Source organism: Falsiroseomonas sp. (genome assembly GCF_051860665.1).
Taxonomy (GTDB): Bacteria; Pseudomonadota; Alphaproteobacteria; order Acetobacterales; family Acetobacteraceae; genus Falsiroseomonas.
This window is the reverse complement of record NZ_JBHYDM010000002.1, coordinates 70,204-85,245: the sequence shown is the minus strand read 5'-3', so window position 1 is coordinate 85,245 and position 15,042 is coordinate 70,204. Positions and strand designations below refer to the sequence as shown.

The 15,042-nt window shown below is 67.1% G+C and carries 12 protein-coding genes and 3 tRNA genes; all 15 read right to left on the bottom strand.

What is annotated here, in order from left to right; translation table 11 throughout:
- Positions 1-4 precede the first annotated feature (4 nt).
- Positions 5-2,044, bottom strand: coding sequence for an NADH-quinone oxidoreductase subunit NuoG (gene nuoG, locus ACTIF1_RS02200; RefSeq protein ID WP_439594730.1), 2,040 nt, complete (start codon positions 2,042-2,044; stop codon positions 5-7).
- 5 nt (positions 2,045-2,049) lie between these two features.
- On the bottom strand, positions 2,050-3,360 hold the full coding sequence (gene nuoF, locus ACTIF1_RS02195; protein WP_439594729.1) for an NADH-quinone oxidoreductase subunit NuoF: 1,311 nt from the start codon (positions 3,358-3,360) through the stop codon (positions 2,050-2,052).
- 3 nt (positions 3,361-3,363) lie between these two features.
- The gene (locus ACTIF1_RS02190) at positions 3,364-3,975 is read right to left on the bottom strand and encodes a complex I 24 kDa subunit family protein (RefSeq protein WP_439594728.1); all 612 of its coding nucleotides are present in this window, start codon (positions 3,973-3,975) and stop codon (positions 3,364-3,366) included.
- On the bottom strand, positions 3,972-5,177 hold the full coding sequence (locus ACTIF1_RS02185; protein WP_439594978.1) for an NADH-quinone oxidoreductase subunit D: 1,206 nt from the start codon (positions 5,175-5,177) through the stop codon (positions 3,972-3,974). The genes ACTIF1_RS02190 and ACTIF1_RS02185 overlap by 4 nt, the downstream gene beginning before the upstream one ends.
- 29 nt (positions 5,178-5,206) lie before the next feature.
- On the bottom strand, positions 5,207-5,854 hold the full coding sequence (locus ACTIF1_RS02180) for an NADH-quinone oxidoreductase subunit C (protein ID WP_439594727.1): 648 nt from the start codon (positions 5,852-5,854) through the stop codon (positions 5,207-5,209).
- The gene (locus ACTIF1_RS02175) at positions 5,847-6,407 is read right to left on the bottom strand and encodes a NuoB/complex I 20 kDa subunit family protein (protein WP_216836191.1); all 561 of its coding nucleotides are present in this window, start codon (positions 6,405-6,407) and stop codon (positions 5,847-5,849) included. Before ACTIF1_RS02175 ends, ACTIF1_RS02180 begins: the two co-directional genes overlap by 8 nt.
- Before the next feature lie 82 nt (positions 6,408-6,489).
- On the bottom strand, positions 6,490-6,858 hold the full coding sequence (locus tag ACTIF1_RS02170) for an NADH-quinone oxidoreductase subunit A (RefSeq protein WP_305672488.1): 369 nt from the start codon (positions 6,856-6,858) through the stop codon (positions 6,490-6,492).
- A 288-nt stretch (positions 6,859-7,146) separates the two neighbouring features.
- Positions 7,147-7,223: transfer RNA gene (locus tag ACTIF1_RS02165), tRNA-Asp, on the bottom strand.
- Positions 7,224-7,754: 531 nt separating this feature from the next.
- A tRNA-Val gene (locus ACTIF1_RS02160) sits at positions 7,755-7,826 on the bottom strand.
- A gap of 113 nt (positions 7,827-7,939) precedes the next feature.
- Entirely contained in the window at positions 7,940-8,212 is a 273-nt protein-coding gene (locus tag ACTIF1_RS02155; protein ID WP_216836189.1) for an HU family DNA-binding protein, read from the bottom strand.
- A 293-nt stretch (positions 8,213-8,505) separates the two neighbouring features.
- Positions 8,506-10,926 (bottom strand): endopeptidase La, encoded by a 2,421-nt coding sequence (gene lon, locus ACTIF1_RS02150; protein WP_439594977.1) that lies wholly within the window; start codon positions 10,924-10,926, stop codon positions 8,506-8,508.
- Between the two features lie 179 nt (positions 10,927-11,105).
- On the bottom strand, positions 11,106-12,362 hold the full coding sequence (gene clpX / locus ACTIF1_RS02145; RefSeq protein WP_439594726.1) for an ATP-dependent Clp protease ATP-binding subunit ClpX: 1,257 nt from the start codon (positions 12,360-12,362) through the stop codon (positions 11,106-11,108).
- 178 nt (positions 12,363-12,540) lie between these two features.
- Positions 12,541-13,182: an ATP-dependent Clp endopeptidase proteolytic subunit ClpP gene (clpP, locus tag ACTIF1_RS02140; protein ID WP_439594725.1), complete on the bottom strand. Its 642-nt coding sequence runs from the start codon at positions 13,180-13,182 to the stop codon at positions 12,541-12,543.
- 282 nt (positions 13,183-13,464) lie between these two features.
- Positions 13,465-14,811, bottom strand: coding sequence for a trigger factor (gene tig, locus ACTIF1_RS02135; protein WP_439594724.1), 1,347 nt, complete (start codon positions 14,809-14,811; stop codon positions 13,465-13,467).
- Between the two features lie 150 nt (positions 14,812-14,961).
- Positions 14,962-15,042, bottom strand: a tRNA-Leu gene (locus ACTIF1_RS02130).

The following is a 15,042-nucleotide window of genomic DNA, read 5'->3' as shown; positions in this document are numbered from 1 at the left end:
GTCCCTACTCCGCCGCCACGGCGAGCGGCGCCGCAAAGGTCGCCGCGCATTGCGCCATCACATCCGAGGCGCGGGCGATGACATCCGCCTGGTGGTAATTGGCCAGCGGCAGCACGAAGGCCGCGCCCGACATGGCTGCGGGGTCACCGGCCGGGCCGGTGGCATCCGCGGCAAAGCGACGCGCAAAACCTTCCTCCAGCGGCATCGCGGCGCGCAGCTGCGCCAGGCTGTCGAAGGGCAGCGTGGCGCCCAGCGCCTCGCTCGCCGCACGGATGATGCGCCAGTCCTCGCGCGCCTCGCCCGGCGGATGCACGGCGAGATGCCCGCGCTGCACGCGGCCTTCCGTGTTCAGCCAGGTACCGTCCTTTTCGGTATAGGCCGCACCGGGCAGGATCACATCGGCGCGGCTCGCGATGCGGTCGCCGTGATGGCCCTGGTAGATCACGAAGGTGCCGTCGGCGATGCTCGCCGGATCCACGCCATCCGCGCCCAGCAGCCAAAGCGCATCGACGCCGCCGCTCAGCATGCCGCCGATATCCTGTCCGCCCGCGCCCGGCAGGAAGCCCAGCGCCAGCGCGCCGACCTGGCCGCCGAAGAGGTGCAGCAGGTTGAAGCCGTGCCAGTCCTCGCGCAGCGCATTGGCCTGGCGCGCCACCTCCCAGGCCGCCGCCAGCACCGCCAGCCCATCGGCGCGCATCAGCGCGCCGCGGCCGAGCAGCACCATCGGGTTCTTGGCGGTCCGCAGCACCTCCATGAAGGGATGCGTGCCATCGAGCAGCGCGCGGATCGCCTCCGGCCCCTCGCCCAGGTGCTCGTGGCTGTAGGTCAGGTCGAGACCCGCCGGGCCGATGCGGCCCACAGGGAAGCGGCCGGCGACCCAGCGCTTGCGGATGCGCGCATTGATCACCGGCGCCTCGGTGCGCGGGTTGCTGCCGATGATCAGCAGCGCATCGGCTTCCTCGATGCCGGCGATGGTCGTGTTGAAGCGGTAGAAATCCGGCCGCGTCACATCGATGGCCGCGCCATCCGTGCGGCAGTCCAGGTTCTCGGACCCCAGCTTCGCCATCAGCGCCTTCAGCGCAAACAGGCTTTCGGCCTCGACCAGATCACCGGCGATCGCGCCGATACGCTGGCCGGACATGCCCTTCAGCTTCCCGGCAATGGCCGCAAAGGCTTCCGGCCAGCTCGCCTGCCGCAGCCCTCCATTCACGCGGATCCAGGGACGGTCCAGCCGCTTGCGCTTCAGCCCGTCGAAGGAGAAGCGGCCGCGATCGGCCATCCACTCCTCGTTCACATCCTCATTGATGCGCGGCAGGACTCGCAGAACCTCGGGCCCGCGCGTGTCGATGCGGATATTCGTGCCCGTCGCGTCCTGCACGTCGATGCCCTCGGTCTTCCGCAGTTCCCAGGGGCGCGAGACGAAGGCATAGGGGCGCGAGGTCAGCGCGCCGACCGGGCAGATATCGATCAGATTGCCGGAGAGCTCGCTGCTCAGCGCCTTCTCCACATAGGTGCCGATCTCGAGATTCTCGCCGCGGTTGGTGCCGCCGAGCTCCGCGGTGCCGGCCACCTCCGCCGAGAAGCGGACGCAGCGCGTGCATTGGATGCAGCGGGTCATGATCGTCTTGATCAGCGGCCCGATGTTCTTGTCCTTCACGGACCGCTTCGCCTCGCGGTAGCGGCTGTGGTCCATGCCATAGCCGACCGCCTGGTCCTGCAGGTCGCACTCGCCACCCTGGTCGCAGATCGGGCAATCCAGCGGATGGTTGATCAGCAGGAATTCCATGACGCCGCGACGCGCATTGCGCACGACGGGGCTGTCCGTCTTCACCACCATGCCATCCGCGACCGGATAGGCGCAGGAGGCGACGGGCTTCGGCGCCTTCTCGACCTCGACGAGACACATGCGACAATTGCCGGCGACGCTCAGCCGCTCATGGTAGCAGAAGCGCGGGATCTCCTTGCCCGCGGCCTCGCAGGCCTGCAGCACCGTGGCGCCGTTCGGGACCTCGACCTCGATCCCGTCGACCGTGACCTTCGCCATCGTCGTTACTCCGCCGCCAGCGGCAAGGCCGCGGGCTTCGCATGCGCGGCCTTGTAGGCGGCGATGCGTTCTTCCATCACGGGACGGTAGTGCCGGATCAGCCCCTGCACCGGCCAGACGCCGCCATCGGCCAGCGCGCAGATCGTGTGGCCCTCGATGCGGCGGGTCACATCCTCCAGCACGTCGATCTCCTCGATCTCCGCGCGGCCCTGCACCATCCGGTCCATCATGCGGCTGACCCAGCCCATGCCCTCGCGGCACGGCGTGCACTGGCCGCAGCTCTCATGCTTGTAGAAGCGCGACAGGCGGGCGATGGCGCGGACGATGTCGGTGGACTTGTCCATGACGATCACGCCGGCGGTGCCGAGGCCCGACTTGTGCTCGCGCAGCGCGTCGAAATCCATCAGCACATCGTCGCAGATATGCTTCGGCAGCAGCGGCGTGGAGCTGCCGCCGGGGATCACGCAGAGCAGATTGTCCCAGCCGCCGCGCACGCCGCCGGCGTGGCGTTCGATGAGCTCCCGCATCGGGATGCTCATCTCCTCCTCGACATTGCAGGGCTTGTTCACATGGCCCTGGATGCAGAAGATTTTCGTGCCGGAATTCTTCGGCCGCCCGAAGCCCGCGAACCAGGCCGCGCCACGACGCAGGATGGTCGGCACCACGGCGATGGTCTCGACATTGTTCACCGTGGTCGGGCAGCCATAGAGGCCGACGGCGGCGGGGAATGGCGGCTTCAGCCGCGGCATGCCCTTCTTGCCCTCCAGGCTCTCGATCAGCGCCGTCTCTTCGCCGCAGATATAGGCGCCGGCGCCGCGATGAACGTAGAGGTCGAAATCCCAGCCCGAGCCCGCGGCGTTCTTGCCGAGCAGCCCGGCCGCATAGGCCTCGTCGATCGCCGCATCCAGCACGCGGCTCTCGTTGTAGTACTCGCCGCGGATATAGATGTAGCCGGCATGCGCGCCCATGGCGAAGCCGGCGATCAGGCAACCCTCAATCAGCGTATGCGGATCGTGGCGGATGATGTCGCGGTCCTTGCAGGTGCCGGGCTCGGATTCGTCGGCATTCACCACCAGATAGTGCGGCCGCTCGCTCGCCTGCTTCGGCATGAAGGACCACTTCATGCCGGTCGGGAATCCGGCGCCGCCGCGGCCGCGCAGGCCGGAGGATTTCATCTCCTCGATGATCCAGTCACGGCCCTTGCCCAGGATACCGGCCGTGCCGTCCCAGTTGCCGCGCCGTTGCGCGGCGGGCAGGCGCCAGTCCTGCAGCCCGTAGAGGTTGGTGAAGATGCGGTCCTTGTCGGAGAGTGCCATCGCCTATTCTCCCCCCGGCACGTCGATCAGCGTCAGCGGCCCGCCTTCCGGCGCGCTGGTCTGGCGGCCGATGCTGCTGCCCGGCGTCGGACGCTCGCCACGCTTCAGCGCCTCGATCAGCGCGACGGTGCGGTCGTAGTCGAGATCCTCGAAATAGTCGTCATCCACCTGCAGCACCGGCGCATTCACGCAGGCGCCGAGGCATTCCACCTCGGTCAGCGTGAACAGCCCATCGGCGGAGGTCTGCCCGACCTGCACATGCGCCGCGTCATGGCAAGCGCGCATCACGTCATCGGAGCCGCGCAGCATGCAGGGCGTGGTGCCACAGAGCTGCAGGTGATGCTTCCCGATCGGCTTCATGTTGAACATGAAGTAGAAGGTCGCGACCTCGTAGACGCGGATCGGCGCCATGCCGAGGCGGTCCGCAATCACGTCCATCGCCACCTTCGGCACCCAGGCGCTGCCCGTGCTGCGGCCCATCTGGCGCTGCACGACATAGAGCAAGGGGATCACGCCAGAGGCCTTCTTCGCCTCCGGATACTTGGCGAGGATCTTGGCGATTTCCGCTTCGCTGGATTCGTCGAAGGCGAAATGCGTGGGCTGTTCGAAGCTCACCGGTCGATCTCCCCGAAGACGATATCGAGGCTGCCGATGATGGCGACGGCGTCCGCCAGCATATGCCCCTTCGAAAGCGCCTCCATCGCCTGCAGATGCGCGAAGCCGGGCGCGCGGATCTTGCAGCGATAGGGGCGGTTGGTGCCGTCGGCCACCATATAGACGCCGAACTCGCCCTTCGGCGCCTCGGTCACCGTGTAGGTCGCGCCGGCGGGCACGTGGTAGCCCTCGGTATAGAGCTTGAAGTGATGGATCAGGCTTTCCATCGAGCGCTTCATCTCGCCGCGGGACGGCGGGGCGATCTTGTGGTCCGCGATCTTCACCGGGCCGGGGCGGATATGGGTCAGGCACTGCTCGATCATGCGCAGCGACTGGCGCATCTCCTGCATCCGCACCAGGTAGCGATCATAGCAATCGCCCTGCACGCCGACCGGGATCTCGAAATCTAGCTGCTCGTACATCTCATAGGGCTGCGACTTGCGCAGGTCCCAGGCGCAGCCGGAGGCGCGCAGGCAGGGGCCGGAGAAGCCCCAGGCCATCGCCTGCTCCGCCGTCATCACACCGATATCCACGGTGCGCTGCTTGAAGATGCGGTTCTGCGTCAGCAGCCCCTCAAGCTCATCGAGGAATTTCGGGAAGCGCTGGCACCAGGCGCCGATCCGGTCTTCCAGACCCGCCGGCAGGTCCTTCGCCACGCCGCCGGCGCGGAAGTAGTTCACATGGTAATGTGAACCGCCGACCTGCTCATAGAATTCCAGCAGATGCTCACGCTGTTCGAAGCCCCAGAGCGAGGGCGTGATGGCGCCGACGTCCAGCGCATAGGTCGTGACGTTCAGCAGGTGATTCAGGATTCGCGTGATTTCCGCGAACATCGTGCGGATCCACCTGGCCCGCAGCGGCACGTCGTTCTCGATCCCGAGCAGCCGCTCCGTCGCGAGAACAAAGCTGTGCTCCATGCACATCGGCGAGACGTAATCCAGCCGGTCCATATACGGCATGGCCTGGAGGTAGGTCTTGTACTCGATCAGCTTCTCGGTGCCGCGATGCAGCAGCCCGATATGCGGATCGGCGCGCTCCACCACCTCGCCCTTCATCTCCAGGATGAGGCGCAGCACGCCATGCGCGGCGGGGTGCTGCGGGCCAAAGTTGATGGTGTGCGTCTCGGCGTCGAACAGTTTTTGGGATGCGTTGGGCCCGTCCATCTGCGGCAGGCCGCTGACCAGCTCGGTGCTCATGATTGGGGCCCCTCGATCTGCCCGCGTTCGCTGCGGATCTGGTGCACCTTCTCGTCACCCGGCAGCGTGGTCATCGCCTCCCAGGGGCTCAGGAAGTCGAACGACCGGAAATCCTGCGTCAGGGTGACGGGCTCGTTCACCACCTGCTTGCGCGTCTCGTCGTAGCGGACCTGCACATGGCCGGTCAGCGGGAAATCCTTGCGCAGCGGATGGCCCTCGAAGCCGTAATCGGTCAGCAGGCGGCGCAGGTCGGGCTGGCCGGCGAAGACGATGCCGTACATGTCCCAGGCCTCGCGCTCATACCAGGTGGCGGCGGGCCAGACATGGATGAGGCTCGGCACCGGCGTCGTCTCGTCGGTGGAGACCAGCACGCGGACCCGATGGTTCAGCGCAAGGCTGAGCAGGTTATAGACCACCTCGAAGCGCTCGGCGCGTTCCGGCCAGTCCATGCCGCAGATGTCCATCACCTGCTCGAAGGCGAAGCGCGGATCGTCGCGCAGCATTTCCATGAAGGGCACGATCTGGTCGCGCTTCACGCGCAGCACCAGCTCGGCGCCGCGCTCGACGAACACCTCCTCCACCACGGCGCCCGCGGCTTCGGCGATGGCGGCGCCCAGCGCCGTCAGGGTCTGTGCGTCAGCCACGGAGGATGGTCCCCGTCCGGCGGATCTTCTTCTGCAGCTGCAGGATGCCATAGACGAGCGCCTCGGCCGTCGGCGGGCAGCCCGGCACATACACATCCACCGGCACCACGCGGTCGCAGCCGCGCACCACGCTGTAGCTGTAGTGGTAGTAGCCGCCGCCATTGGCGCAGGAGCCCATGGAGATCACCCAGCGCGGCTCCGACATCTGGTCGTAGACCTTGCGCAGAGCGGGGGCCATCTTGTTGGTCAGGGTGCCGGCCACGATCATCACGTCGCTCTGCCGCGGCGACCCGCGCGGGATGATGCCGAAGCGATCCAGGTCGTAGCGCGCCATATAGGCGTGGATCATCGGCACCGCGCAGCAGGCCAGGCCGAAGGTCATCGGCCAGAGGCTGCCGGTCCGGGCCCAGTTCACCACCTTGTCCAGGTTGGCGATGACGAAGCCCTTTTCCTCGATCTCCCCGGTGATGCCCCGCACCACCGAGTCCTGCGCCGCCCCGGGGGGCAGAGCCTCCCGGTTCCAGGCGATCGCGTTGCTGTCCGAACCGCTCATGCTGTTCTCCGGGCGCCCCGCCGGCGCCCATTGTCGGAAGGGCCGAGGCCCCACACCTGTCGCAGGGCCTGGCGGCCCGCGGTCATTCCCAGTCCAGCGCGCCCTTGCGCCACTCATAGATGAAGCCGACCGTCAGCACGCCTAGGAAGCCCATCATCGAGAGGAAGCCGAACCAGCCGATCTCCCCCAGCGTCACCGCCCAGGGGAACAGGAAAGCCACTTCCAGGTCGAAGATGATGAAGAGGATGGCGACCAGGTAGAATCGCACATCGAATTTGCGCCGCGTATCGTCGAAGGGCTCGAAGCCGCATTCATAGGCCGAGAGCTTCTCGGCATAGGGCTTCTGCTTCGCGGCCAGAAGCGCGCCGCCGACCATCGCGCTGGCGATGACGGCAGCGATCCCGAGGAACACCAGGATCGGGAAATATTCGGCCAGCAGCGGCTGGGTCATGGGCCCTCGGCTATCCTTGCCTGTCCAGGGTGCCACACGGCGCCCTTGCTGTTCCACCTGCGCGTCATGGCAGGGCTGACTGCGCGAATCCCGCAGGCCCCGTCCCTATCGCGTTGCAGCGCAGCGGAGATTAGCCGCCTGCCGCTTACTCCGCCATAGGGCCGATGCATGATGAAAGCGTTGACATGCATTGTCTTTTTCGCCGGCTGGCGCACGAACAGGAAAGGGGCGCGCGCCTTGCGGCGCCCACCCTGATCCTGTCACAAACTTTGGGAAAAACTGTTCGCGTGGCGCGAGTGACGGGGCTCGAACCCGCGACCTCCGGCGTGACAGGCCGGCGCTCTAACCAACTGAGCTACACCCGCCCGCGAACAGTGAGCCGGGGAATAGGGGCGCAGGGGCGGGCTGTCAACAGGCCCGGCGACCCCGCCCGAAGCCCCTCGCCCGGCCCGGAAGGTCGCTGAAGCCGGAAAGTGACGGCTGTGTTTCCCGCGATTCGCGCAAACTATCCGCAGGGCCGCGGGCAGTGATTTGACAGCTGGAGGGGCCGAAAGCCGGCGCAGAGGGCGCAAATCTTTGGCGAAAAAACTTGCGGGATGGAGGCATGGGCGCGCCGCGCTGCACTGCGGTGCCGCGCAGGTCGCCTGGCCCGAGGATGCGAGCAGGGCGGCACCGGGCTTCGGCGCCGGTTGCAGCAGGTCGCGCCATCCGCGCGCCGCGCTGCACTACGGTGCCGCGCAGGTCGCTTGGCCCGAGGATGCGCGCGGCGGCGGCACCGGGCATCGGCGCCGGTTGCTGCAGGTCGCGCCATCCGCGCGCCGCGCTGCGCGGCGGTGCCGCGCAGGTCGCTTCCTTCTCCCTCCGGGGGATTTTTCCGCGGCTTTGCCGCGGAAAAATGGGCGCTGACGGGATCGAACCGCCGACCACCTGTGTGTAAGACAGGCGCTCTACCGCTGAGCTAAGCGCCCCTGGCCGAACGGGGAGTTACGACGCCCGGCCGGGCCCGCCAAGGCCCCCCACAAAGCAAAAGGGCCAGCCCCTGCGGGCCGGCCCTTCCACGTCACCCGCCGGGGCGGATGGATCAGTTCACGGCGTCCTTCAGACCCTTGCCCGCCTTGAAGCGCACGGTCGTCGTCGCCGGGATCTTGATCTCCTCACCGGTGCGGGGATTGCGCCCCTTGCCGGCCTTGCGCTTGGAGGTGCTGAAGGTGCCGAAGCCCACCAGCCGGACCTCCGTGCTGCTCTTCAGCGCCGTCTGGATCGCATCGAAAACCGCGTCGAGCACATCGCTCGCCTTGGCCTTGGGAAGATCCGCAGCCTCCGCAACAACGGCGACCAAATCCTGCTTGTTCATGTGGGACCCCCCTTCAGGTTCCTGTGCATGTCTGATGGAACGGGCCCGAATCACGCCCCGCTATGGCGGCACACTAGGAGCCGTGTTTCAGCCGCGTCAACGCCGCCATCCGCGATTCCCGGCAGACTTCCGCGCTTCGTGCCCAAGATTCGGTGGAAAAACCGCCCGCCGCGACCGCGCGCGCCCGGCCGCTCCCGAAACACCGCGCCGGGCCGCGCAAATAGACGGAAGGCGCGCACCTTCCGGATGCGCGCCTTCATCTTCAACCACCGAAACGAAGCTCAGGCCTAGGCTCAATGCGGGCGCACCGCCGCCCCGTCCCCGCCCGCCGCGCCCGCGGCCGGCGCCGGCTCGGCCGGCTCCTCCCAGGCAATGGCCTCGGGCTTCCGCGCCAGGGCCTGGGAGATCACCTCATCCGCGTGGCTGACCGCGATGATGGTCAGGCCCTTCTTCACGTTGTCGGGGATCTCGGCCAGGTCCTTCTCATTCTCCTTCGGGATGAAGACCGTGGTGACGCCGGCCCGCAGCGCCGCCAGCAGCTTCTCCTTCAACCCGCCGATCGGCAGCACCCGGCCGCGCAGCGTGATCTCGCCCGTCATCGCGATGTCCTTGCGCACCGGGATGCCGGTGAGCACGGAGACGATGGAGGTCGCCATCGCCACGCCGGCCGAGGGGCCATCCTTGGGCGTCGCGCCTTCCGGCACATGCACGTGGATGTCCCGCTTCTCGAAGATCGTCGGCTTGATGCCGAAGTTGATCGAGCGGCTCCGCACATAGGACAGCGCCGCGGAGACGCTTTCCTGCATGACGTCGCCCAGCTTGCCGGTGGTCTTCACCGCGCCCTTGCCCGGCACGACCACGGATTCGATGGTCAGGATCTCCCCGCCCACCTCGGTCCAGGCCAGGCCGGTGACGACGCCGACCATGTCCTCCGCCTCGGCCTCGCCGTAGCGGAACTTCCGCACGCCGGCGAACTTGTCGAGGTTCTTGACCGTGACCGCGACCTTCTTCGCCTTCTTGGAGACGATCTCCTTGACCGCCTTGCGGGCGATGCCGGCCAGCTCGCGCTCCAGGTTGCGCACGCCCGCCTCGCGGGTGTGGTAGCGGACCATGTCGCGCAGCGCCTCGTCCGAGATGCTCCACTCGCCCTTCTTGAGGCCATTGGCCTCGCTGACCTTGGGCAGCAGGTGCCGCTTGGCGATCTCGACCTTCTCATCCTCGGTGTAGCCGGGGATGCGGATGATCTCCATGCGGTCCAGCAGCGGCTGCGGCATGCGCAGGCTATTGGCCGTGGTGACGAACATCACGTCGGACAGGTCGTAGTCGACCTCCAGGTAATGGTCGTTGAAGGTTGTGTTCTGCTCGGGGTCCAGCACCTCCAGCAGGGCCGAGGACGGGTCGCCGCGCCAGTCGGCGCCCAGCTTGTCGATCTCGTCCAGCAGGAAGAGCGGGTTCGAAGACTTCGCCTTCTTCATGCCCTGCAGAACCTTGCCCGGCATGGAGCCGATATAGGTCCGCCGATGGCCACGCACCTCCGCCTCGTCCCGTACGCCGCCGAGCGACATGCGCACGAAGTTCCGGCCGGTCGCCTTGGCGATCGACTTGCCCAGCGAGGTCTTGCCGACACCAGGGGGGCCGACCAGGCACAGGATGGGACCACGAATCTTAGGCGAGCGCGACTGCACCGCCAGATACTCGATGATCCGTTCCTTGATCTTGTCGAGCCCGTAGTGGTCGGCATCCAGCACCGCTTCCGCCGCGACCACGTCGTTACGGATTCGGGTCTTCTTCTTCCAAGGGATGCTCAGCATCCAGTCGAGGTAGTTGCGGACCACGGTGGCTTCCGCAGACATGGGCGACATGGTCTTGAGCTTCTTCAGCTCCGCCATCGCCTTCTCGCGGGCCTCCTTCGACAGCTTGGTGGCCTTGATCTTGGCCTCCAGCTCCGCCGATTCGTCCTTGCCTTCCTCGCCCTCGCCCAGCTCCTTCTGGATCGCCTTGAGCTGCTCGTTCAGGTAGTACTCGCGCTGCGTCTTCTCCATCTGCCGCTTCACGCGGCTCCGGATGCGCTTCTCGACCTGCAGGACGCCGATCTCGGATTCCATATGGGCGAAGACCCGCTCGAGCCGCGGGCCGACGCCCTCGATCTCCAGCAGTTCCTGCTTCTCCGCGATCTTCAGGTTCAGGTGGCTGGCCACCGTATCGGCCAGCTTGGCCGGCTCCTCGATCTGGTTGATCGAGACCAGCACCTCCGGCGCGATCTTCTTGTTCAGCTTGATATACTGCTCGAACTGCGCGACCACGGTGCGCGCCAGCGCCTCCAGCTCACGCCCCTCGGGCTTCGCGGCCTCCTCCGCCGGGGCGGCGAAGGCCTCGAAATAGGGCTCGGTGCCCTTGTAGGCGGCGATCTTCGCGCGGCGGCCGCCCTCGACCAGCACCTTCACGGTGCCGTCCGGCAGCTTCAGCAGCTGGAGGACCGTGGAGACGGTGCCGACCTGGTAGAGGTCGTCGGAGCCCGGGTCGTCCTGGGCCGCGTTCTTCTGCGCAACCAGCAGGATCTGCTTGTCGTCGCGCATCACCGCTTCCAGGGCGCGGACGGATTTCTCTCGGCCGACGAAGAGCGGCACGATCATGTGGGGGAAAACGACGATGTCACGCAGCGGCAGGACGGGAAGCAGCTCGCCGCGGACGGGTTCAGTGGGATTGGCCGCCATATCGGACCTCACTTTGGACGATCGGCGCGGAGGCCGCCCCCAGGCGGCCCACATGGGCGCCTGGTTTTCGGCACGGCTCCCGGCGCCACGGGATTGTCAGAACAGATGGCCCCCCTTCCCCACCACCACAAGGCGCGCCCCCTTCCGGGGTCCTCGTGCCAGGGAAGCCATCCGCAGTCTCACCCCGCAGATTGCTCCGCGGGGCGTTCACCGTAGATGAACAGCGGGCTCGCACGGCCCTCCGCCACCTCGCGGTTCACCACCACCTCCTCGATATCCTCAAGGCCAGGCAGGTCGAACATGGTGCCGAGCAGGATCGACTCCATGATGGAGCGCAGGCCGCGCGCCCCGGTGCGGCGCTGGATGGCCCGCGTCGCGACCGACTTCATCGCATCCTCGGTGAAGGTGAGCTTTGCCCCCTCCATCTCGAACAGCCGCTGATACTGTTTGACCAAGGCATTCTTCGGCTTGGTCAGGATCTCGATGAGCGCCTTCTCATCCAGGTCCTCAAGCGTCGCGACGACCGGAAGGCGGCCGATGAACTCAGGGATCAGGCCGAACTTCAGCAGGTCCTCGGGCTCGACCTCCTTGAGGATCGCACCCGTGCGCCGCTCATCCGGCGCGCGGACCTCGGAGCCGAAGCCGATGCCCGAACCCTTGCCGCGGGCGCCGATGATCTTCTCCAGCCCCGCGAAGGCGCCGCCGCAGATGAACAGGATGTTGGTCGTGTCCACCTGCAGGAATTCCTGCTGCGGATGCTTCCGGCCGCCCTGCGGCGGGACGGAGGCGACCGTGCCCTCCATGATCTTCAGCAGCGCCTGCTGCACGCCCTCGCCCGAGACGTCCCGCGTGATGCTGGGGTTGTCGGACTTGCGGGAAATCTTGTCGACCTCGTCGATATAGACGATGCCGCGCTGCGCCCGCTCCACATTGTAGTCTGCGGCCTGCAGCAGCTTGAGGATGATGTTCTCCACATCCTCGCCGACATAGCCGGCCTCGGTGAGGGTGGTGGCATCCGCCATGGTGAAGGGCACGTCGAGGATGCGGGCCAGGGTCTGCGCCAGCAGCGTCTTGCCCGACCCGGTGGGGCCGATCAGCATGATATTGGACTTGGCGATCTCGACCTCGCCGGCCTTCGCCCCATGCGCCAGGCGCTTGTAGTGGTTGTGCACCGCGACGGAGAGGACCTTCTTGGCGTGGTCCTGGCCGATGACGTAGTCATCCAGCACCTTGCAGATCTCGCGCGGCGTGGGCACGCCATCGCGGGACTTCACGAGGTGCGTCTTATGCTCCTCGCGGATGATATCCATGCAAAGCTCGACGCATTCATCGCAGATGAACACGGTGGGCCCGGCGATCAGCTTCCGGACCTCGTGCTGCGACTTGCCGCAGAACGAGCAATACAGGGTGTTCTTCGAGTCGCCGGACTTGCTCATGCGCGCTCCGAAAGCCTCAAGCCGCGGCCGCCTCGCAGGCTGACGGACCGGGATACCTGCCCCCCGGCCGGGGGGCGGGAAACGAAGGAGTTTAGCCCCGCATCGCCGCGGGGGAAAGTGCAACCCTTCGGGTGGCGGGGCGGCAGGGTGCCGCGCCCTCCGGGCCCGAGGGGGGACCTCAGATCTTCACCGTATCGGCGGGCGGCACCGGGCGCTGTTCCACGACCTGGTCGATCAGCCCGAAATCCCGGGCCTCCTCGGCGGTCATATAGGTGTCGCGCTCCATCTTGGCCTCGATCTCCTCGAGCGACTGGCCGGTATGGTGCACATAGATCCGGTTCAGACGCTCCCGCGTCTTCAGGATCTCCCGCGCCTGGATGGCGATGTCGGACGCCTGGCCCTGGGCGCCGCCGGAGGGCTGGTGGATCATCACCTGGCTGTTCGGCAGGGCGAAGCGCTTGCCCTTGGCGCCGGCGGTCAGCAGCAGGCTGCCGGCCGAGGCCGCCATGCCGACGCAGACGGTGGAAACCGGGCTGCGGATATACTGCATGGTGTCGTACATCGCGAGGCCGGCCGTCACCACGCCGCCCGGGCTGTTGATGTAGAAGGCGATCTCCTTGTTCGGGTTCTCGCTCTCCAGGAACAGCAGCTGGGCGCAGATCAGCGACGCCACCTGGTCGAAGATCGGCCCGGTCAGGAAGATGATCCGCTCCTTCAAAAGGCGCGAATAGATGTCATAGGCACGCTCGCCCCGTGCCGTCTGCTCGACGACCATGGGGACGAGGTTGTTGTAGATCTCGACCGGATCGCGGTCACGCATGGTGGTCCCTTTCATGCCCGTCCGTCGCCGGCCTGGGCGCAATCCCCTGGCGGAGGCGCCTGGCCCCAGCCTGACACCGAATCTCTGCCATTCCCTTTAAGATGGGGAAAGCCGGGCGGCCCGCAAAGCCCCCCCTGCCGCAGCGTCCAACCCGGCGGGCGGAACTGGGGTGCCGGGCCGCCGAAGGCAAGTGCCCCACCTGGCCGGGAAACAAGAACGGGGCGGGCCTGGAAGGCGCCGCCCCGCGGAACAGTTCGGCCCGGCGGTCCCGGGCCGGCATCGTCAGGCCGCGGCTTCGTCCTGGGCGGTCAGCGCCGTGGGCTCGACCTGGTGGTCGGTCACCTTGGCCAGTTCCAGCACGAAATCGACCACCTTCTCCTCGAAGATCGGCGCGCGCAGGTTCTCGATGGTCTGCGGATTCTTGCGGAAATACTCCAGCACCTGCTTCTCCTGGCCCGGATAGCGGGAGGCCTCCTGCCGCATCGCGGCGCTCAGCTCCTCGTTCGTCACCTGGATACTGTTGGTGCGGCCGATCTCGGACAGCAGCAGGCCGAGGCGGATGCGGCGCTCGGCAATGGCGCGGTAATCCGCCTTCAGCGTCTCCTCGTCCTTGCCCTGGTCGTCGGCGTCCAGCTTGCCGGCCTTCAGGTCCTGCTCGACCCGCTGCCAGATCTGGGCGAACTCGCCCTCCACCATGCCGGGCGGCACCTCGAACACGGCCTTCTCGGCCAGCGCATCCAGCAGGGCGCGCTTCACCTTCATCCGGGCCAGGCCGTCATATTCGCCCTGCAGGTTCTCCGCCACCTTGGCGCGCAGCGCGGCGATATCGTCCAGGCCGAGCTTCTTGGCGAAGTCGTCGTCCATCGCCGGCAGCTTCTTCACCTTCAGCGCCTTGGCATGGATGGCGAAGACCGCATCCTTGCCGGCCAGGGCGGCGGAGCCGTATTCGGCGGGGAAGGAGACGTTGATCTCCTTCTTCTCGCCCGGCGTCATGCCCTCCAGCTGCTCGGTGAAGCCGGGGATGAAGCCCTCGCCGGCCACCTCGATGGGGGTGTCGGTCGCGGTGCCGCCCGGGAAGGGCTCGGACAGGCTGCCGTCCTCGTTCCTGGTGCGGCCCTCGAAATCCACCACCAGCATCTCGCCCTTGGCGGCCGGGCGCGGCTCGGCCACCTCGTCCAGCTCCGCCAGGCGTCCGGCGATGGTGGTCAGGAAGGCGTCGATCTCCGCATCGCCCGGCGTCGCCTTCTGCCGGTCCAGCGCGATGGAGGCGAAGTCCGGCATCGGGATCTCGGGCAGCAGCTCGAGGTCGATCTTGTATTCGAGATCGGCGCCCTCGCTGTAGTTCACCAGCTCGATCTTCGGCTGCATGGCCGGCCGCAGGCCGCGATCGGCGATCACCTGGCGCGTCGCGTCGTCCACCGACTGCTCCAGCACCTCGCCGGCCACCGCCTGGCCATAGCGCTGCTTGACCACGGCGGTCGGCACCTTGCCGGGGCGGAAGCCGGGCAGGCGCAGGTCGGCGCCCAGTTCCTTCAGGCGCTTGTCGCGCTTCTCGGCCAGGGTCGCGGCCGGAACGACGACCTGGAACGCCCTTTTCAGCCCCTCGGCGGGAAGCTCGGTGACCTGCATTTCGGACCTTCTTTATGCATAGAGGCGCCCATGACGGGCGCAAGACGCTTTGAGGCCCGCCCCGTTACCGCCCAAGGGCGCCGGGGGCAATGGGCAATGGGCTGAAACCGGGTTGATGCCAGGCCAAGGGCGGCCGGCGGGCCCCGAAAATGCGGGCGGAGGGACTCGAACCCCCATGGCTTGCGCCACTGGTACCTAAAACCAGCGTGTCTACCGTTCCACCACGCCCGC